At 62.7% G+C, this 19,546-nt stretch carries 14 protein-coding genes and 2 pseudogenes; 8 read left to right on the forward strand and 8 right to left on the reverse strand.

Annotation, left to right across the window (positions count from 1 at the left end; all coding sequences use genetic code 11):
* Positions 1-8 precede the first annotated feature (8 nt).
* Both FOZ70_RS27965 and FOZ70_RS27970 read right to left on the reverse strand, forming a co-directional pair.
* A pseudogene (locus FOZ70_RS27965) lies at positions 9-170 on the reverse strand (alkene reductase); the annotation flags it as partial.
* Between the two features lie 18 nt (positions 171-188).
* Entirely contained in the window at positions 189-593 is a 405-nt protein-coding gene (locus FOZ70_RS27970; protein ID WP_021157732.1) for a hypothetical protein, read from the reverse strand.
* A gap of 344 nt (positions 594-937) precedes the next feature.
* Here FOZ70_RS27970 and FOZ70_RS27975 point away from each other — a divergent pair.
* A pseudogene (locus FOZ70_RS27975) lies at positions 938-1,177 on the forward strand (IS5/IS1182 family transposase); the annotation flags it as partial.
* Positions 1,178-1,334: 157 nt separating this feature from the next.
* Here the strand turns inward: FOZ70_RS27975 and FOZ70_RS27980 are convergent.
* Entirely contained in the window at positions 1,335-2,744 is a 1,410-nt protein-coding gene (locus FOZ70_RS27980; protein ID WP_244113384.1) for an alpha/beta hydrolase domain-containing protein, read from the reverse strand.
* 691 nt (positions 2,745-3,435) lie between these two features.
* On the opposite strand from FOZ70_RS27980, the gene FOZ70_RS27985 reads away from it, so the two are divergent.
* Both FOZ70_RS27985 and FOZ70_RS27990 read left to right on the forward strand, forming a co-directional pair.
* Positions 3,436-4,605, forward strand: a complete 1,170-nt coding sequence (locus FOZ70_RS27985) for an alginate export family protein (RefSeq protein WP_258025746.1) — start codon at positions 3,436-3,438, stop codon at positions 4,603-4,605.
* A gap of 394 nt (positions 4,606-4,999) precedes the next feature.
* Positions 5,000-5,953 carry a helix-turn-helix domain-containing protein gene (locus FOZ70_RS27990; protein ID WP_059585695.1) on the forward strand — a complete coding sequence of 318 codons (954 nt, stop codon included), beginning with the start codon at positions 5,000-5,002 and terminating at the stop codon, positions 5,951-5,953.
* Between the two features lie 207 nt (positions 5,954-6,160).
* Here the strand turns inward: FOZ70_RS27990 and FOZ70_RS27995 are convergent, their stop codons facing one another.
* From FOZ70_RS27995 to FOZ70_RS28015, 5 genes are all read right to left on the reverse strand, one after another.
* The gene (locus FOZ70_RS27995) at positions 6,161-7,417 is read right to left on the reverse strand and encodes an FAD-dependent oxidoreductase (RefSeq protein ID WP_219707287.1); all 1,257 of its coding nucleotides are present in this window, start codon (positions 7,415-7,417) and stop codon (positions 6,161-6,163) included.
* 400 nt (positions 7,418-7,817) lie between these two features.
* Positions 7,818-8,171, reverse strand: coding sequence for a 2Fe-2S iron-sulfur cluster-binding protein (locus FOZ70_RS28000; protein ID WP_225723207.1), 354 nt, complete (start codon positions 8,169-8,171; stop codon positions 7,818-7,820).
* Between the two features lie 62 nt (positions 8,172-8,233).
* Positions 8,234-9,235: a sterol desaturase family protein gene (locus FOZ70_RS28005; RefSeq protein WP_051392171.1), complete on the reverse strand. Its 1,002-nt coding sequence runs from the start codon at positions 9,233-9,235 to the stop codon at positions 8,234-8,236.
* 546 nt (positions 9,236-9,781) lie between these two features.
* Complete coding sequence (locus FOZ70_RS28010; protein WP_219707288.1) at positions 9,782-11,080, reverse strand: hypothetical protein; 1,299 nt, start codon at positions 11,078-11,080, stop codon at positions 9,782-9,784.
* The gene (locus FOZ70_RS28015; RefSeq protein ID WP_219707289.1) at positions 11,074-12,417 is read right to left on the reverse strand and encodes an MFS transporter; all 1,344 of its coding nucleotides are present in this window, start codon (positions 12,415-12,417) and stop codon (positions 11,074-11,076) included. Before FOZ70_RS28015 ends, FOZ70_RS28010 begins: the two co-directional genes overlap by 7 nt.
* Before the next feature lie 554 nt (positions 12,418-12,971).
* Between FOZ70_RS28015 and FOZ70_RS28020 the strand changes: the two genes are divergently transcribed.
* The 5 genes from FOZ70_RS28020 (at position 12,972) to FOZ70_RS28040 (ending at position 19,497) form a co-directional block, all read left to right on the forward strand.
* Positions 12,972-13,916 carry a helix-turn-helix domain-containing protein gene (locus tag FOZ70_RS28020; RefSeq protein WP_048027883.1) on the forward strand — a complete coding sequence of 315 codons (945 nt, stop codon included), beginning with the start codon at positions 12,972-12,974 and terminating at the stop codon, positions 13,914-13,916.
* Positions 13,917-14,212: 296 nt separating this feature from the next.
* Positions 14,213-15,652, forward strand: a complete 1,440-nt coding sequence (locus FOZ70_RS28025; RefSeq protein ID WP_048027885.1) for an APC family permease — start codon at positions 14,213-14,215, stop codon at positions 15,650-15,652.
* Positions 15,653-15,913: 261 nt separating this feature from the next.
* Positions 15,914-17,359, forward strand: coding sequence for an aldehyde dehydrogenase family protein (locus FOZ70_RS28030; RefSeq protein ID WP_219707290.1), 1,446 nt, complete (start codon positions 15,914-15,916; stop codon positions 17,357-17,359).
* 64 nt (positions 17,360-17,423) lie between these two features.
* Positions 17,424-18,788: an aspartate aminotransferase family protein gene (locus FOZ70_RS28035; RefSeq protein WP_059495601.1), complete on the forward strand. Its 1,365-nt coding sequence runs from the start codon at positions 17,424-17,426 to the stop codon at positions 18,786-18,788.
* Positions 18,789-18,933: 145 nt separating this feature from the next.
* A complete protein-coding gene (locus FOZ70_RS28040; protein ID WP_048027888.1) occupies positions 18,934-19,497 on the forward strand; it encodes a cytochrome b in 564 nt (187 codons plus the stop codon).
* Positions 19,498-19,546: the final 49 nt, after the last annotated feature.

A 19,546-nucleotide genomic window follows, 5' to 3' on the forward strand; every position in this document is an offset into this window, starting at 1 on the left:
CCGTTAAGAATCTGTCCTTCAAACGCCACCGCCGATGGCACTACCGGCAACGCACCATCGTGGAAAGCCGGGTGCGACATCCTGCCTGCATGCCAAAGCTGTAAAAAGATGCGCGCGCCCTCTGCATGCACCGCTTCTGTCACATTACGCCAGCCTTCGATCTGCGCGTCACAGTCCGACATACCGATTCAAGCATTCTTGATATCGCCTTGATCATTGGTTGCGAGTGTCGTCACGAACTCGACGCAAACGCCCGGAGCGATGGACACGAACAGCTGTCGCTCGTTGGACAACGGCACGTCGCTCAATGTGTAGTCGATCCGCCTGGTGGTCAGCCGCTCGATCAACGCCTCCCATTCGCGGCGCGCGTCGATGCGCAGCGCAATATGATCGATACGCGGTGTGCTACGACCTTTCTGCGCAGGAAGCGTCGCGCGCGTAACGTGAATCATCGGGTGACGATCGAGGTACAACCAATAGCCGTCCACGCTGAACGGCGGTCGGGGCCCGGTGTCGAGACCAACAACCTCATCGAAAAAGCAACGGGTACCGTCGATGTCATCGGTAACGATGGTGGCGTGGTCGAAATGCATGGCTCATGCCTGTACGAGGGTGCGATGTCGTATTTTGTTGCCCCCGGTCGATCTTGATAATTGGCTTTGCGATTGAATGATTTTCAACGATGACAAGAAGATGAGAAGTGCATGTTTCCACGCTCCCGATCAGCCTGGTCAGTGGCCGGGAAGATACGGGAAGGTCAACGGAAAATGAAAACGGGTGCAGACCATGGTCTGCACCCGTTACGTCCCTTCCGCATCCCGGTATACCCCGTCACGAATCGGTGGTGACTGTAGCGCGACTCCGTCACGGGATCGGCTGCGGTGATCAAGCCAAGATTGCTCGCCCCGGTGTGATTCGCGACCTCGATCAGACTTCTCAAGGTGCCTGCGCGATCGACGGCCGCACCTCGCGACACGCCGGTAATGGCATCAGCCAAGTGATTCGCAAGCGTATCGAAGAGCACTTTGGCTGGTGCAAGACCGTCGGCCGGATTTGGCAGTCCACGTATCGCGGTATCAAACGGGGCGACCAGCACTTGAAGCTGACGATGCTGGCGAGCAACCTAACTCGAATAGCTCGAATACTGGAATCGATGCCGCTGGGAGTGGCACGATGAGCCGCCCAGGCGCAGCCGTTGCGCGGCAACGCGTCGGTTGGCCCGCTGACAAGCGGGGCATCCGGCACGATCCGCCAGCGACTCAACGGCCAATTGCATACGAAACCCATTTAAGTAGCGCCTCGGTCGTCACAACGAGGCGTTTTTCAACACCCTGCTAGAAGTCCCCGGGTTGCGCAATCGGCCGAAGCGTAGCAGCATCGTCCGGCAGGAGATAACGCTCCTTGATCGACTTTTCTTTCGCCGCCTCGAATTCCTGCTCGTAGTTCTGGTAGTTTCCGTACAACTTTCTCATCTTGCTTTTCGAATACGGAATCTTCGTGTCGTAGATCAGACCGCAACCCGTTTCCTGGTCGGTCATGTAGGTCGCGGACGGCACCTGAATCCAGGGTGGACGGACTCCTCCCTCCATGTTTCCAGTTACCAGATCGCGCACCACGGCCTTTCCGTTGCGGACGACCCTCGGCGCCTTCGGCATGGTCTCGCCGTTCCGCACCCATCTATCCATCCCGTCAAGGATTGCCGATACGACGTCCTCCACCGGCTCGTCATAGAGCGTTCGGCAACGCGGATCGTTACCCTTGCCGATATCGGCGGCCACCCACTCCTTCTCACCCGTGCCGAGATCGGCCTTTCGCAAGTGCGGCATGCCCGTGACTTCGTAATAACGAAGCTTGGGGCTGTCGGTGTCCGGCGGCAGCGGAATACCGGCGAGCACATCGTGCATCAATTCGGATTCGCTGAAGACCGTCACGAACGGTGCGTCGTCCGGCATCTTGCGCGGAACGCGAATGGATTCGCCCCCCACCTCGCCATAGGCCATGCGCCCCGCCATGTACGCGTCGATCAAAGGACGACCGTCAGGCATCCGCCATTGCTGGTGACGCCCCTGGTCGAGATAGTCCATCCATACTTGCGCCGTCACGGCCCAACTATCGACATAGACCCGCCGAACCTTCAGTGGCGCGAGCGGACTTTGCGGCGTATCGGACTTCAGCATCAGCGCCAATTGCGCACCGATGCCTTGCGATTGCGGAATGAACGGGTCCGGCACGTTGCCCAGCACGAAATGCTCGGGATCGTAATACACGCCCAGCGGCGCATAACGCGCGTAGTCGAAGCGACGCATGAAGTCGAAATTGACGATGTTTCCATACAACGCGATCTGGTCCGCCTGCTCCTTCGGCGTGTCCGATATGAACTTCGGATCGACCGCCGGCTTGTTGCTATTGAGCGTGTATCCCACGTAGGCGTATCCGCGACTCAGCAGATATTTCCGGGTAAGGATCCAGCCGGCGCCGCGCTCTCCGAACCAGCTGAACGGCTCGATTATCACGGTTCCATTGAAGCGGGCCGGGTCGGTCGGTGCGCGGACGAGAATCCGTGTCAGGTACGGCGCCTGGAACATCGTCTTCCCCGTCGCGGTGATGACCGGGGCGATACCGGATAGATAGTATTCCTTCTCGGTGTACCCGTATCTGGCCAAATCGATATATTCGGTTCCAGGGCGGGAAGCCGACGACAGAGGCAGCTTACCGGAGGGTGGAACTTCGACGACGGTGGGCATTTGCGGGACCTCCGCGCGAACCGGTGCGCCCGTACCTGCCACGATCCAAACTCCCATCAAGACAACGTATCGGGTTTTCTCTATCAGACGGTGCATGTGAATGTTTCCACTGTTGATGAGCCTGGTCACTGCGCGAAACACGTGACCCACGGCGTCGCTTCACGAATGTCTTTCGGGCATCCCACGCCACGCTTCGACGAAAGCGCCACCCTTCCGTTTCCGGCATCTCGTATTCGCTGATGAGCGGTACTCCCGCGCGGGCTTTTCCTTCATGCGGCGCGGTGCCTCCGCGATTCCAGTTCGCCCTGCCGCCATCCCGCTGCACGGTCGACCAGGGGAGCGCACCCGTCGGCGGCTCGACGCAAGTCATTAAACAGCGTCTCCAGACAGCGGTTTATCCAGAAATGGCAAGTCCATACGAAACCGGGGGAATACCCTCGCGAAAGGAAACCGCCAACGGCAACGGCTCGATCGCGCCGCCACGTTTCGCATCGCCGCCTGCACCCGACCCTCGTACTTTGTGCTGATTTGGGCTACCACCTCACGGCATCGCGACTGAACACTCGAACCCGCGATTCGCAGTGCTCGTGACGACTTCAATGACGCGCTGTCTCCCGTCGACAGCGCGCGCTGCGCAGGGCACACCGCGTGCAGAAAAACTCCAGCGCGCCGCACATTTCAGGACAATTCCATGTATTCCGTTATCCGAATTTTGTTTCCAGCGCTGATCGTCATCGGCACATTTCCGTCGCCTGCAAGCGCATACGAGTTCTACAACGACGGGAGCACGAACATCGACGCGAATCTGAGCGTGGGCTACGGGTTCTTCAGTGTCCAGCGCAGTTATATCGACCGTCCGGGCGCAACCCGATGGCAGGAAGGCTATCTGAAGTATGGCTTGAGCGGCGGTACGGCGATCCCCGGCGCAGGGTCGATCTACGGGGCCGTGAGTCTTCTCGGCTCCGCCACGTGGGGCGACGGCGACCCCGGCGGCTTTACGACCGGCCGCGAACGCCGCAACGCGCTCGAGGACGCCTACCTCGGCTGGAAATCCGGCGACTCGATTCCTGCATTGGGAAAGGACGGCATCGACATTTCCGCCGGCAGCCAGTACGTCAACGTGGGCTCCGGTTTCCTGATCAAAGGAGACAAAGTCAGTGCCGGCAGAGCTGTGGACGACGGCCGCTACGATCGCGGCGGCGCTTACTATCTGGCATCGCGCGTGGCTTTCTCGCGAACCGCAGTGCTGCGACTGGGCGGCGACACCGGATGGCATGGAAGCGCAATCTGGCTCAAATCGAACAATCATCTGCAAGCCGATACCGAGCTGGCCGTAGGCACCCTGGACTATACGGCCCAGCCGGGAACGCTCGGGCTCACCTTTGTCCATGGCATCAGCATCGACAAGCGATATGTCAGTACCCCAAGCCGCCTCGATCGCCCGGGGATGAACACGTACAGCATTCGAGGCGACGGTGACGCCGGGATCCCCAATACGCACTTCGCGTTCGAATATGCATACCAAACCAAACGATCCGGCAACGACAACGGGTGGTATGCCGAAGCCGGATATACGTTCCAGAATGTCCGGTGGCAGCCGTCGTTGAGCTATCGCTACACGCGTTATTCGAAGGATTTCGACTCGTTGTTCCAGGGTGGATTCGGCGATCGCTACCAGGGTGAAATCGCATCCAACTATTCGTTTTCATACAACTTCAATACGCGCATCCATGACGTCGGGCTCACAGTCCACCCGTCCGAAAAATTTACCGTGACCCTGATGTATTTCAACTTCCGGACGTTGTCCAATCGCTCGACCCTCGATCTCGACGCGTCCGAGCTGACACTCTATCTGGATTAGGCTCTGACCAAGCATCTCCAGTTTTCCCCGAACTTCGGTGTCTACAAACCGCGAAAATACGCTGCAAACGGCGGAAACCAGACCGGCAGCGCGGCCGCAAACTTCTATGCCAACCTGATGATCGTCGCGAATTTCTAGCGCAATCTTCGATCACCCCGCCGCACATCGCATCGCCGACATCGGACTTCGTGGCAGTCGCAACCGCTTACGGCGCCTCGACACGCCGAACTTGACGGAGTCATCGGACCGGCGGACGGGCTCGCGCGTCCAGGCTCGACATCCGCGGGTTTCCCCCGCTGGGACAACACGCGATTTGTTCGCAGAATTTCTCCTGCCCAAAAAACGATCAGTCGCCCTACGCACGTCCTTCGCCGCCCCGTCGAGGTTTCCTGTCATGAAGAGCATCGACCGATTTGATGACGTGAATGCCCACGCCGCGTCGATCAAGCACTGGAATCAAACCTACAGCCAGATATCGGCGGGTTCGCTCGAAAGCTCGCTGATGCAACTTGCAAGCGCGCGCTGCCACCTTTTCCGGGAACGGATAAACCAGCGCGTCGTTCAACACGGCGAAGCTCCGTCGGGAAAGATTTGCTTCGCCATACCGATTTCGGCGTCCGGACCGGTCGTCATGCAAGGCCGCAAGGCAGACTGCAACAGCGTTCTCTTCCTGCGTAGCGGCGAGGAGTTCATGTTTCATATGCCAACGGGCATGGACATGCTCTCGATCAACTTCGATCGCGATATGTTCGAATCGGCACTATCGACCGTTGCGAACGCCCGCGCGATCAACACGCTCCTCAAGCAACCCGTCATCACGTTGCCCAGACAGCGCCTGAACGCGTGCCGCCGTCGCCTGCTTGCGATATTTTCCGAGGCGTTCGTCGACGACGAAGGCGGCACCATCCAGCATGACGAAGGCGCGTTCGAGCAATTCGTTCTTCATGAAATGATTCGACTGATCAGCAGCCCGGATTGCAATCTACGCCAACGCAACGGCAGTTCCACCCAAAGTTTCATCGTCGAGAAATGTCATCACCTGACCATGTCCGAGAGCGTCAAGGTTCCCAGCGTGATGGAGCTGTGCCGGCAACTGCAGGTCAGCCGGCGTACCGTGCAGAACAGCTTTCGATCCGTGACCGGAACGACGCCGTTGAATTACCTTCGGTCCGTGCGGCTCAACGGCGTGCGTCGAAGCCTGATGTCGACGCATCCATCCAAACTACTGATCGGTGACGCCGCCGCCCGATGGGGATTCTTCCACATGAGCCATTTCGCCGAGGACTACCTGGCACTCTTCGGCGAGTTGCCTTCGCATACCAAAAGACCGGTTCGGAACGACGGATAGAAGCCGGACGAGCCGGCGCGGTCCGATCACCGAGCCCGACCGCGATGCAGGGTGCCTCGCACCCATTCCGACGGCTGCGGCCACCACCCTGCTCGTCATCTTCCGCGACCGAATCCGCTGCCGGAGCGCACGCGGATTCACGTGATGGCCGACATACGACCGGTGACTCGCGTGCGCGAGGCGCCCGGTGTACCCCGAAAATGACGGTCAATTCACCTGTCCGGCGTCGATCATGGATCTGAGATCCGCGGTCGGGTCGGCCAGCGTCGCAGCGGGAATACGCGATCGCTGGGCGATCAGCTTGCGCGCCAGCACGTGGTCCGCCGGCCGGTTCACGGAATGCGCAGCCGCCATCGCACCGTCGTGCAGGTAGAACACCGTAAAGCGATCGCTGGCGGGTGCACCGCGCAACACCACCTGGTCTCCGGACGATGGCAGACCGGCCATCTGGAATCTCAAGTCGTGCTGCTCGCTCCAGAACCATGGTACGGCCGAAAGCGGTTGAGGCCGACCGACCAGCACCGAGGCCGCGGCGCGCGCGCCGTCGCTGGCGGCCTGGATAGATTCAAACCGCATTCTGGCTGGACTACCCGGGAAAGGCGGCTGCGCCATGTTGGCCACGTCGCCGACGGCCAGTACGTTCCGCACCGAGGTGCGGCCCAACGCATCGACAAGGATGCCGTCGTCGCAGGCGATGCCGGCGGCATCGGCAAGCTCCGTGTTCGGCAATACGCCGATCCCTGTTACGACCAAGTCGCAATCCAACGTGCGGCCATCGTCGAACTGGACTGCCTCGACGCTACCCTGACGGCCCAGCAGCGCCCGTACGCTGCGGCCCAGCTCCAGCGAGACGCCGCGCCGGCGGTGCGCATGCGCGACATAGTCCGACATGAACGCCGGGAAGGCGCGCGCGAGGAGGCGAGTCTGGCTCTCGACCACGGTAACCCGCGCTCCAGCCGAGCTCAGCGCGGCCGCGACCTCCAGACCAATAAACCCGCCGCCAACGATGCACGCGCTCGAGCAACGGCCAAGCCTGCGCTGTACCGCCAGCGCATCGTCGAGCGTGCGCAGTTGATGCACGCCCTGAAGCTCAGCGCCGGGAACCGGAAGCGGGCGGCAGCGCGCGCCCGTCGCGAGTGCAAGCCAGCCGTATTCGAGATGCCCGCCGTCCGCCAGCCGCACGCGGCGCGCGGCCAGATCCAGCGCTGTAGCGCGCTGCCCCACGCGCAGATCGATGCATTGTTCAGTATAGAAATCCGGGCTGCGCAGCGCGAGCTGGCCCATGCCGGTCTTGCCCGTGAGCAGGCCCTTGGAAAGAGGCGGGCGCTGGTAGGGTGCGTGCGGCTCGTCTCCGATCAGGACGATAGGTCCATCGAATCCCAGTTCGCGCGCAGCCGCGGCGAGATGAGTTCCGGCATACGAGGCACCGACGATAACGAACGGCGCTTTTTGTGAGGATGTCAAAGTTGTCTCCCGAGGAAACGCCCTGGCAATCCACGGGTTTGAACCGGATCGGCGTGCGGCGTGCGCACCGGAACCGGCTGTCGAGGACGACGTTCGCCGGCAAACCGTCGCTTCGACAATCGCGCAGCCGGAACGATGTTCGACGAGGTGGATCACTTGCCGGGCAGTACGGACTCCAAATGCGTTGAAGAGGATGACGAGCGTGTCTCGCCGACAGGCAATCGGAGACGCCCACGCGAGCGCGTCTCCGATCGCCGAACCGGCCGCGGCCCCCGTCGATGCACAACGCGCACGAACGGGCACGAAACACGAAGATTCGCATTCGCGCCCCGGTTCATCGCCGTCGTACTCCGTCGAAGTACGCGCGCCGAGCCGTCAGGAACAGGCTCGGGATCGCCGCCTAGCCTTGCTTCTCGGGCATTCTCAGCACCAGGCCGTGCAATTCTCGTGTCAACTTGATCTGACAAGCGAGCCTGCTGTTTTCCTGCGTTGCACCCAACGGCTCGAGGAGGGCAAGCTCGATCGCCGGATCGGCTTTGCCGGTCACGCTGAGCCAGGGTTCGTCGACATAGACATGGCAAGTCGCACACGAGGCCTGTCCGCCGCAAAAGCCGTCGATACCCGGCACTCCATTTTCCAGTGCGGTCTCCATTGCATTGGCGCCGTCCGGCGCGACCACGACGTGCTCGTCGCCATTCGCTTCGATATAGGTAACTTTTGGCATATTCAAGAAAGGTGATTTTTTGACGAGCACGCGCGACTCTGTTCGATATCGAGTCGTGCGTGCGGCCTGGATATCCGCCCGTCGGCGAAAACTCACTCGTGGGTCGGCGTCACGGTATCCTGGCGAGCGCCGATTTGAAGCAAACCCTGCCAGAACGAAACGAATGGCTCGAGATAGAAACCTCGCAGGGTTTTGTGAGGATTTTTTTCCCCAAACTCCACTTCATTCAGCCCCCAGCGCCATGTTTCGTTCTTTTTCGGCAGATAAAGGGTTCCGAACATCCAGTCCCATACCGTCAAAATCACCCCGTAGTTTTTATCTCGATGCGGCAGCTCGATGCTGTGATGGAGGTTATGCATGACAGGCGCGAGCACGATACGATTCACCCAGTTTCCGTACGAAACGTGCACGTGTACGTGAGACATCGTGTCGACGACAAAAAAGGAAACGTACACCTGAATTCCGATCACGGTCACGGTTCCCGGATTGACAGCGGTTCCGGTGGCGTAAAGCAGCAAGCCCAGCATCACGCCGGCGAAAAACGACGGAATCGTGTTCAGAAAAAAGAATTCAACCGGGTGTTGACGAAAGAGCGTCCATGGCGTCAGCGTTTCGGCCGTATGGTGCGGCTTGTGCAGTGGCCACAGGACGGGAACCTCGTGACACCAGCGGTGCACCCAGTAGCCGGAAAAATCCAGAGCCAGAAAATAGATAGCGAACTGAACCGCAACCATTTTCCAGTCGGTGTGCATCAGAGGCGCTCTCGCCCCGAAATACGTCGCCAGAAAACCCGCCAGATTGTCCGCCACCGATATCGCATTGATTGCGACGAATACAGAAAGTGGAAAACCGATCGCCAGAAGAATAATGCCGTTCCATCGGTCGACGCGAGCCGACGCGTGATCGTACTGGTCCTTCGGAAATACGGACCTCACCACCGCCCGTAACGTCACCGGCTCTCGTTCTTTTCTTGCCAGGAACGCGACCCATGCCACTACCACGAAATAAATCGGAAGACCCCATGCCCACTGCCGCAGCATTCCGATGGTCGGGTCATAAAAGTCAGCAACCGAGCTCCATATCTCATTTAGCATCTTCGTCTCCGGGATTGCATATTGTCACGAGCCAGGGCAGGGCCGCGAGTCGCGCACGCCGCGCTTGCCAGGTACCGTCTATGCCCGCGGCCTGTTCGACGCAGAAGGAAGACGCGGCCGTCGGGATAGTGCGTTCATGGTGGTCTGCCGCCCTCCCACGGGCCAGTAACGAACGGTGGACGAACGGTTAACGAACGTTTTTTGGTGTTTTCGCGTGACCGGACAACTGCAATTCCCGGGGTAAACCCGATTTCATCGCATCGCGGATGCCTGCGTATCGCGGGCATATGGACTCCGGCGTGCATTGCGCCCGCTCTTCTGCTCCGCTCGCTTGCGGCGCGCACCGGTTCGGCCCAGCCGAAATAACGACGTCTTGAAACGGGAGGAACGGGTGGAGAAACAGAAGACGGCGCGGTATCGGGCATTCAATCTCGATGCGGCATCGAGAGCGCATCCGGATCGCCGTCGAAACAGGTGCGTTCCGCATGCTCACCACGATCTCGAGCCCGGACCGGCTCCATGGATCTCCGTACGCAGCGCAACTTTTTATTTTGGTTTTGCGGGTTCGCCGGCTCCGGCTTTTTTGGGCGCAAGCTCGCTTTCTCTTACAGGCCACATCTGGCCGACCTTCAGATGGCGAACAATGACCGGCTTATTACCGACATTCGACGGTCCGAATGTACGGACTTCATACAGTGCCTCGAACGTGTTATCGGAGCCGAGACTCTTCTTCAGCTTGTCCAGTTCGGATTTACTCGACGCAACATGTATCGCCTCCATGAGCGCAGGATCCCTGGTGCCAGCAATAACGACGATATGATTTCCCGATGAGCCCGGAAAGCTGGCTATATATGCATAGTCGCGGCGCATAATCCCCTCGGTCGAAGGGTTGTCCCAGTCGGATTGAAACTGATTACCGCTCGCCCGATCGACAAGCGTATCGCCGTCGTCCGACAGAGAGAAACCCGAGATATCGCAAAGCGGTTCTTTCAGGTCCGCCAGATTCCTCAGCAAACCGACATAGACGAGATCGTGAGTCCGCAACATATTGTTGGTGAAGCGCGACATCGCGATGGATTGCAGCGACGGCAGCTCACCGGCTCGCGCGGTCGCAATGATGGGAGTAATGGCAGCCATAGCCGGCGCCACACCTTCAGGAAGGGTGTAGGTATTCAAGTCGATATATTTTTGATTCGCGCCCGAGGTCCGCAACCGGTACTGACCCAACTCATCCGCAGAGTGAATTCGGGGGTCGAGTATCAGGCGGGAAACCTCGTTGTCGGAATCCAGCTCGCCGAAAACATAATCGCCGCCATAAACGACAAGAGTCGGAATATGGCTCCCCGCCAGCGCACTCCAGAGATTGGTCCCGAGGCGAGCGTCTCCGGCGGGATTGCCTGCGAACCAGTTCCAGCAAATCAGATTGAGCCCGACGAGAAGCACGGCGCCCCCTGCGAACCACATCCAGGCGCCGCGTCGCAGGCGGCGGCGCGGTGCGGCACGTTCGTCTGCCGCGGCCGCAGCCGGCGGAACGACGACGAGCCGATATTCCCCGCGCGGAAGGGCCAGGCGTTCACCATGCTCGTCCGGTGGCAGTTCCTCGAGTTTCTTCCGTAGCCGGTGGACATGCACCCTCACGGTCGCATCGGCGGCAAGATCCACGTCGATGGATTTGCCGAAGACCGTTTGCGCAATCTCGATTTCCTTCGGTGCGGCGTCGGCCAGCGAACGTTCGAGCAGTAATTCGAAAAGACGATTGATCTGCGACGATTTTCCGAGCACGCCACTTTTTTGAATGCGTTCCCCGTGAGCAACGAGCCGCCTTGCGTCTTTGTCCTCTAGCACGCTCGACCTCCCCGGCTTGTACGGAGACACGCCCGTTCGCTCGCCGCGCGGCGCGGCGGCAGAGTGCGCGGCACCAGGCTCGTCACCAGCACCGAACCGACCACCAGCAGCCCCGCGACCACCCCGAGCCCGGCATACGGCGCCCCCGTACGCGCAAACAGGAGGCCAACCAGCCACGAACTGAAGGCGCCGCCGAGCGAACCCAGCATGCTGATCACCGCGATGCCCGCCGCCGCCGCGCGACCGGTCAGTTGTGCAGCCGGAATCGTCCAGAAAACGATCGGCACGGTGAACGCGCACAGCTGCGCGATCGCCAGCAAGGCCACGGTGATCCATACGTGGCCGACCGAGAAGCGCAGGAGCAGTAGACTGCACGCGGTGACGAGCATGCAGACCACCGTATGCCACCGGCGCTCGCCAAATCGGTCGGAACTCCATGCGATCGCCACGTTTCCGATCATCGTGAACACCGATATCAGCCCGGATAACCAGCCGATTCCGGAGACGCTCGACACCCCGGCCGACTTCAGCACCGTGGGCGACCAGAACGTCACCGTACCCATCCCGACGTAGATGCAGAAATAGATCGCGGCAAGCCCCAGCACGCGACCGTTGCCAACGATGTCGACAACGCCGACCCGGTCATGGCCGACCACGGCCGAGGCCCGCTCGGCGTCCAGATCGCGCAAGAGCGCCTGCCGGTCCAAAGACGACAGCCATGCCGCCTGTTCCGGCCGGTCGCTCAGCATCAGCGGCGCAACCAGCCCGAGCGCGATGGCCGGCAACCCCTCGATCAGAAACAGCCATTGCCATCCGCGCAACCCCATCACGGCCTGCATGTGCGCCATGATCCAGCCGGACAGCGGTCCGCCGATCATTCCAGCAACCGGAACGGCGAGCAGCAGCATGCTGTTGACACGGGCGCGCACCGCGTCCGGAAACCAGTACGACAGGTACAGGATCAGGCCCGGAAAGAAGCCGGCCTCGGCGGCGCCGAGCAGAAAACGCACCACGTACAGCGACACGCTGCCGGTCACGAACATCTGCGCCACCGTGCAAAGGCCCCACAGCACCATGATGCGCATCAGCGTGCGGCTCGCGCCGATGCGCGCCAGCACCAGATTGCTCGGCACCTCGAAGGCGGCGTAACTGATGAAGAAAATGGCCGTCGCGGAGCCGAACACGGCTTCGCTCAAGCCGAGATCCTGCAGGAACTGCAGCTTGGCGAACCCGATGTTGACGCGATCGACGAAGTTGATGACGTAGCAGACGAACAGAAACGGAATCACGCGCAGCGCGATCCGGCGGTACAAGACGGCAGGGGGTGACTCGGACATGGACCGCTCCCGGTAGGTGGACATGCATCGGCAGTCGCGTGCGTTGCTCGCGGCTGTAATCGGCGGCGCCATGCATGCGCACGGCCAGTCGAAGCGCCACGGGAGAATTATACAAATCTCACAATTCGGGATTCATTGGTAGTTAACACGAGAAAATCCGCCGGGCGTCGCCTGCACCGCATCGCCAACCTTCATTCGTCAGTTTTGTAAGAAAACATCGAGATCCTGCGGATATCACGGTCATTTCGCCTACACTGCAAGGTATCGCGCCATATCGCACGTAAACCCCCATCATAAAAATAAATTCAATCTCATATAATGAGATTTACAAAAACAAACGGCCGCGAGCGTCAACGGAGTTTTCGATCGCGTCACCCGGTGTTTTTTTCTGGATATGATCGTCGGCGGGACCGGCCGCATGGCACGGCATCTTCGGAAGCCATCCATCCGGGCGAATCCAGGCGAACCGCGCGCATCGCGCGCTGCCCGCGCCCGGGCAACCTGCGTCGGCCTCGGCCGGCATCGAATTTCAGACGGTATGCATCAGCCACGCCATGAATCTGCACGCTGAAACACTGTGCTTCTCGGATGTGTTCCTCCATTCCCAGGCGATCGTGAACTGGTCGCAGCACTACGACCAGATCAGTCCCGGCACCGCAACGACCACGCTGCGCCAGGTCGCCGGCCAGCGTTTCCACGTCTTTCGCGAACGCATCAATCAGCGCGTGATGCAGCACGGCCTCGCGCCGCGCGACCGGCTCTGCTTCGCGCTGCCGATCGTCAGCGCGGTCGCGCCCGTGGTCCAGGGGCGCACCGTCGAGCGCCCGAGCCTGCTGACGCTGCGCGGCGGCGAGGAGTTCGTCGCGCATCTGCCGTGCGACACCGAGGTGCTCGCCTTCACGATCGATCGCACGCTCACGGCCGATCGCGAACTGGACGAACTCGCGAACCTGCCTGCCCGCATCCTGAAGCAGCCGGTGCTGCCGATCTCGCCCGCACGCTACGGCCATGCGCTGGACGGGCTCGAGCGCGTGCTTTGCCAGGCGCTCGACAGCGGTTCGCTCACCGCACGCGATGCATTCGACGAACGCGTGCTCGCGCACAGTGTCGTCGGCATCCTGCTCGACCTCGTGCAGTCCGACGATGCCGATGCCGGCGCGCTGCCGTCGGCCTCGACGCAAAGCTACATCGTTCGCCGCAGCCAGGAAATCGCGCTCGAATGCGATGACGTGCCGACGGTGATCGATCTCTGTCACCACCTCAGAATCAGCCGCCGCACGCTGCAATACAGTTTCCAGAACGTGGTCGGCACGACGCCGACCGCCTATCTCCGCTCGATCCGGCTGAACGCCGTGCGGCGCTTCCTGATGACGACGCCCGAGACGATGCGGATCGGCGACGCGGCGGCGCAATTCGGCTTTTGCCACTTCGGGCGCTTCTCCGCGTACTACCAGCAGCATTTCCACGAGCTGCCGTCACACACGCCGCGCCTGAGCTGAGCCCGCGAACGACGCATGGTGGCGGCGCATCCGGGTAATCCCCTGCCGCCCCCGCGCATGCGGATTGCCGATAACGGACAACGCGCGTGATTTAGGCACCGTAAATTTTTGTCGTCGGCCTGCTTGTGTGCGCTTCACCGCATCGAGCGGCCGTCCAAGCGCACACCTGTGTCGTCGTCGGTGGTCGGCCGTCGGCATCCCTTGCCGGCTCGTCAGGATCGGCGCGCGGCACGGGAATATCGATCAGGCATGCCGGTGTCGATTCCTGACGGACGATCCGGCCAGCGGGACTACTCATGAACGAATCGTCACCCCGGTCCGAAGCGGGGCTCAGCAAGAACGCCGTCGGACTTTCACACATCGTTTTCTTCGTCGTCGCCGCGGCCGCGCCGCTCACCGCGATGGTCGGCGCGACGCCCGCGGCATTCTCGCTCGGCAACGGCCCCGGCGTGCCCGGCGTATTCGTGCTGGCGGGCGTCATGTACCTGATCTTCAGCATCGGCTATGCCGCGATGAGCCGGCACATCTCCAATGCGGGCGCGTTCTATGCGTACATCGCGAACGGGCTCGGACGCCCCGCCGGCGTGGGCGGCGCGTTCGTCGCGATCGTCGCGTACAACGCCGTGCAGATCGCGATCTACTGCATGTTCGGCTTTTTCCTGAACGACAGCATCCAGCGGCACTACGGCGTCGACGTGCCGTGGTGGGCGTTCGCGCTCGCGTGCGTCGTCGCGGTCCACGTCTGCGGCGCGCGACGCATCGAGTTCAGCGGCCGGCTGCTCGGCATGCTGATGATCGGCGAGATCGCGATCGTGATGCTGCTCGATCTCGCGATCGTCGTGCATGGCGCGAGCACCGGCGGCTTCAGCGCGAAGCCGTTCAGCCCCGCGCTGGTGTTCGCACCCGGGCTCGGCACCGCGCTCGTGTTCGTGCTCGGCTCGTACATGGGCTTCGAGGCGACGGCGATCTTCTCCGAGGAGGCGCGCGACCCGAAACGTACGATTCCGCGGGCCACCTACCTGGCCGTGATCCTCATCATGGCGTTCTACGCGCTGTCGTCGTGGGCGATCGTCGAGGCGTGGGGCGAGGGGCAGATCGCCGCACAGGCGGGCCGCGATCCGGCCAATCTGTGGTTTGCCGTCAGCGGCCGGCTGCTCGGCGGCATCGCGACGGACGCGATGAACGTGCTGCTCGTCACGAGCCTCTTCGCGGCCATCCTGTCGTTCCACAACACGATCACGCGCTATTTCTACGCGATGGGCCGCGAACGCGTACTGTGGCGCAAGCTCGGTCATACGTGCCCCGTGCATCGTTGCCCGGACGTCGCCGGCAAGGTGCAGACGCTGATCGCGCTCGCGGCCATCGTCGGGTCAGCGGTGTTCCGCCTCGATCCGTTCGCGGTCGTGTTCTCGTGGATGAGTGCGCTGGCCACGATCGGCATCATCGCGGTGCAGATCCTGGTGGCGGCCTCGGTAATCGCATTCTTCGCGCGCGATCGCCGGGACGCCAGCGTCGTGCACCGCCTGATCGCGCCGCTCGTCAGCGTGATCGCGCTCGGTGCATGCCTCGTGCTGGTCGTGCGCAACCTGTCCGTGCTGAGCGGATCGGATTCGACCTTCGTCGCGATGTTTCCGTATTTCCTCGTCGCCGTCGGCGCGCTCGGCATCCGCGCCGCGCTGCGGCTGAAGCGCAGCGATCCCGACCTGTACCGCGAACTCGGGCGCGCCGCCCAGTAGCCGCTGCCCGGACGGTGCCGCGCCGCCCCGTCGTCCCGTTACGCCCTCCCCGGGCATTTCCCGCTGCCGACGCGACTCGCAATGCGTCGCGCCGGCACGGGTATTCCCTATCCCGATCGCACAGCAACGATTGCCGATAGCGGACAAGGCGCGCGATTTCATCGACATACAGTGAAAGCGACGTCGCCGCAGCACGGTGGCAGCCGCCCTCGCCGCCGCCCCGTTCAGCCCGACGACTCGCCCCTGTGAAACATGGACACCATGATGAAAATTCAGAATCTGATCGGCGGCAGGCATTGCGATGCAGCGAGCGGCCGCACTTTCGAAAAGCTGGCGCCGGCAACCGGCGACTACGTCGCCGCCGTGCCCGCATCGACCGCCGAGGACGTCGATCGCGCGGTGCGTGCCGCGCACGCCGCGCTGCACGACGACGCGTGGGCCCGCGCCGGCGGCTCGGCCCGCGCCCGCTGGCTCCTTCGGCTCGCGGATCTGGTCGAGCGCAACGGCAATGCGCTGACGGAATTGCTGGCCGTCGAACAGGGACGCCCGCTTGCCGAGATGCGCATGATGGACCTCCCGATGTGCATCGACACGCTGCGCTATTTCGCCGGCTGGGCGGACAAGCTCGAGGGCCGCACGATTCCGACCGACGGCTTCATGGGCCGACCGACGCTCAGCTACACGCGGCGTGCACCGGTGGGCGTCGCCGGTCTGATCATTCCGTGGAACGCGCCGTTGATGATCGCCGTGTGGAAACTCGCGCCGGCGCTCGCGGCCGGCTGCCCCGTGGTCATCAAGCCGTCGGAGGACACGCCGCTGGCCGTCGCCCGGCTCGGCGAACTCGTCTGCGAAGCCGGCCTGCCCGCCGGGGTCGTCAACATCGTTCACGGCGTGGGCGCGGAAGTCGGCGCCGCGCTGGTCGCGCACCCGCTCGTGAACAAGATCAGCTTCACCGGCAGCACCGAAGTCGGCCGCGCGATCGCGACCGCGGCAGCGAAGACCTTCAAGCGCGTCACGCTCGAACTCGGCGGCAAGGCCGCGCAGATCGTGTTCGCGGATGCCGATCTCGATCGTGCGATTCCGTCGCTGATGGCCGGCATGTTCGCGAACCAGGGCCAGACGTGCGCGGCCGGCTCGCGCGTGCTCGCGCACCGCTCGATCGCGCACGCACTCGAAGAGCGGCTTGCCGAGGCGGCCCGGGCCATCCGTGTCGGTCCGCCGTCGGAGCCCGGCGTGCAGATGGGCGCGCTGATCAACCCGCGTCACCTCGCGCGCGTCCGTGCGCTCGTCGACGGCGCGCTCGCCGAAGGGGCGGTCATGCTCGTCGGCGACGAACAGGTGCCGCCGCGCGGCTGCTTCATGCGACCGACGATCCTGGGCGGTGTCCATCCGGGCATGCGAATCGCCCGCGACGAAGTGTTCGGCCCGGTCGGCATGGTCATGCCGTTCGAGACCGAGGACGAGGCCGTTCGCATCGCCAACGACACGCCGTTCGGCCTCTCCGCCTCGGTGTGGACACAGGATGTCGACATCGCGCACCGCGTCGCCGAGCGGCTCGACGTCGGCGCGGTCGCAATCAATGCATGGAGCCCGATCGACGCACGCCTGCCGTGGGGCGGCACCAAGCAAAGCGGGATCGGGCGCGACCTGTCGAAGGCCGCGCTCGATGCATACCTCGAGGAAAAGATCGTCACCGCAGCCCTGTGACCCGCGGCGCACACCACGTCGCACCCCTCTGTTCAAGCACTTCGTAAGAGAGACGAGAGACACCATGGACTATCAAAAGCGTCAAAAACGATTCTGGCATCCGATGAGCTCGGCCGCCGCCGGCCATACGACCCCCACCGTCGTCATCGCGCGCGGCGACGGCAACTACGTGTACGACGTCGACGGCCATCGCATGCTCGACGGCGTCGGCGGACTGTGGAACGTCAACGTCGGCCACAACCGGCCGGAAGTGAAAAGCGCGATCGCGCGGCAGATGGACGAGCTGTCTTACTACCAGACCTTCGACGGCGTCGCCCATCCGCGCGTCTACGACCTGGCCGACCGCCTGTGCGCTATGTTCGCGCAGGAGGACATGCAACGGGTGATGTTCGGCAGCGGCGGGTCCGACGCGATCGAGACCGCGCTCAAGATGGCGCGTCAGTACTGGGTCGCCGCAGGCGAGCCGTCGCGCACGAAATTCCTGTCGCTGCGCAACGGCTATCACGGCGTACACATGGGCGGCACGTCGATCGGCGGCAACGGCGTCTACCATTACAATCACGGCCCGCTGCTGCCCGGCTGCGTACTGCTCGACACGCCGTGGCTCTACCGCAATCCGTGGAACTGCGACGATCCGCAACAGCTCGTCGAGCACTGCATCCGGCAGCTCGAGGAAACGATCGCGTTTCACGGCCCGCAGACCATTGCCGCATTCGTCGCCGAACCGGTGCAGGGCGCCGGCGGCCTGATCGTCCCGCCGGCCGATTACTGGCCGCGCGTGCGGGCCGTATGCGATCGCAACGGCATCCTGCTGATCGCCGACGAGGTGGTCACCGGCTTCGGCCGCACCGGCAGCCTGCTCGGCAGCCGCGGCTGGGGCGTCGCCGCCGACATCCTGTGCGTCGCCAAGGGCATTTCCGCCGGCTACGTGCCGCTCGGCGCGACACTGTACAACGGCCGGATCGCCGACGCGATCGAACATGGTGCGGGCTTCTCGCACGTGGTCATGCACGGCTATACGTACAGCGGGCATCCGCTCGCTTGCGCGGCGTCGCTTGCCGTGCTCGACATCGTCGAGGCCGAGGATCTGCCCGGTAATGCGGCGCGGGTCGGCCAGCGCCTGCTCGAGCAATTGCTGCCGCTGAAGGCCGACTTCGAGACGGTCGGCGACGTCCGCGGCAAGGGACTGATGCTGGCGCTCGATCTGGTGACCGACAAGGCCAGCCGCACGCCGCTCGATCCGGGACAGGGGTTCGCGGCCCGCGTGGCCGATGCCGCGCGCAGGCGCGGCGTCCTGGTACGGGCGATCGCGAACAAGGTCGTGATGTCGCCGCCGTTGACGCTGCGGCAGGACGAAGCCGACTTCATCGCGGTGACGCTGCGCGAAGCACTGCAGGAATGCTGCGCGGATTCGCTGGCGATCGCCTGAGCGCGCGAAATAGCCTGGCGCACGGGCCTCTCGTCGAAGGTTCGTGCGCATCGCCACCCGGCCTCGGTTCGACGAAGATCGGCGCGAGACGTTGACGATCGGCATCCCGCCTGTCGCAGTGTCGCTTCAAAGGAAGACAAATCAAATGGAACACCAGGCCATTGCATTCACCGTGGAGAAATACCCGCTCGCGCTTCGGCTGCTGCACTGGGTCAGGGCGATCCTGATCGGCGCGCAGCTCTGGACCGGCTGGACGATGGTCCGGCTCGACGACAACCTGCCGGCCAAGTTCGACTGGTACTACCCGACGCACAAGGAGTTCGGCGTGCTCACGCTGCTGGTGGTCGTCACGCAACTGGCGATTCGGTCGATGAAGCCGTTGCCGCCGCTGCCTGCCACCCTGCCGACGCTCGACCGCAAGCTCGCCAAGATCGGCCACTACCTGCTGTACGCGCTGGCGATCGTCGTGCCGCTGATGGGTTATTCGATGTCCAGTACTTTCACGCAGAGCGACGGCGTGCCGTTCTTCTTTTTCCGCGTACCCGAGCTGCTGCCGAAGAACGACCACTGGTTCGAGGCGTTTCAGTGGCTGCACCGGACGCTCGCCTACACGTTGCTCGCGCTCATCGTGCTGCATGTGCTCGGCGCGCTGAAGCACCGCTTCTTCGACCGCAACCCGGAAAACGACGTGCTGCGGCGGATGCTGTAGCTCCGCTACGCGGAACCTCGCGCCCGGCGAGGCGCCGTATTCGGTCCGC

This window comes from Burkholderia sp. COPS, assembly GCF_019425585.1.
GTDB lineage: Bacteria > Pseudomonadota > Gammaproteobacteria > Burkholderiales > Burkholderiaceae > Burkholderia > Burkholderia cepacia.

What these genes read in the sequence shown, in the direction of transcription:
- FOZ70_RS27970 (WP_021157732.1), bottom strand. Translation starts at nt 593, where the DNA reads ATGCATTTCGACCACGCCACCATCGTTACCGATGACATCGACGGTACC.
- FOZ70_RS27980 (WP_244113384.1), bottom strand. Translation starts at nt 2,744, where the DNA reads ATGCCCACCGTCGTCGAAGTTCCACCCTCCGGTAAGCTGCCTCTGTCG.
- FOZ70_RS27985 (WP_258025746.1), top strand. Translation starts at nt 3,436, where the DNA reads ATGTATTCCGTTATCCGAATTTTGTTTCCAGCGCTGATCGTCATCGGC.
- FOZ70_RS27990 (WP_059585695.1), top strand. Translation starts at nt 5,000, where the DNA reads ATGAAGAGCATCGACCGATTTGATGACGTGAATGCCCACGCCGCGTCG.
- FOZ70_RS28005 (WP_051392171.1), bottom strand. Translation starts at nt 9,235, where the DNA reads ATGCTAAATGAGATATGGAGCTCGGTTGCTGACTTTTATGACCCGACC.
- FOZ70_RS28015 (WP_219707289.1), bottom strand. Translation starts at nt 12,417, where the DNA reads ATGTCCGAGTCACCCCCTGCCGTCTTGTACCGCCGGATCGCGCTGCGC.
- FOZ70_RS28020 (WP_048027883.1), top strand. Translation starts at nt 12,972, where the DNA reads ATGAATCTGCACGCTGAAACACTGTGCTTCTCGGATGTGTTCCTCCAT.
- FOZ70_RS28025 (WP_048027885.1), top strand. Translation starts at nt 14,213, where the DNA reads ATGAACGAATCGTCACCCCGGTCCGAAGCGGGGCTCAGCAAGAACGCC.
- FOZ70_RS28030 (WP_219707290.1), top strand. Translation starts at nt 15,914, where the DNA reads ATGATGAAAATTCAGAATCTGATCGGCGGCAGGCATTGCGATGCAGCG.
- FOZ70_RS28035 (WP_059495601.1), top strand. Translation starts at nt 17,424, where the DNA reads ATGGACTATCAAAAGCGTCAAAAACGATTCTGGCATCCGATGAGCTCG.
- FOZ70_RS28040 (WP_048027888.1), top strand. Translation starts at nt 18,934, where the DNA reads ATGGAACACCAGGCCATTGCATTCACCGTGGAGAAATACCCGCTCGCG.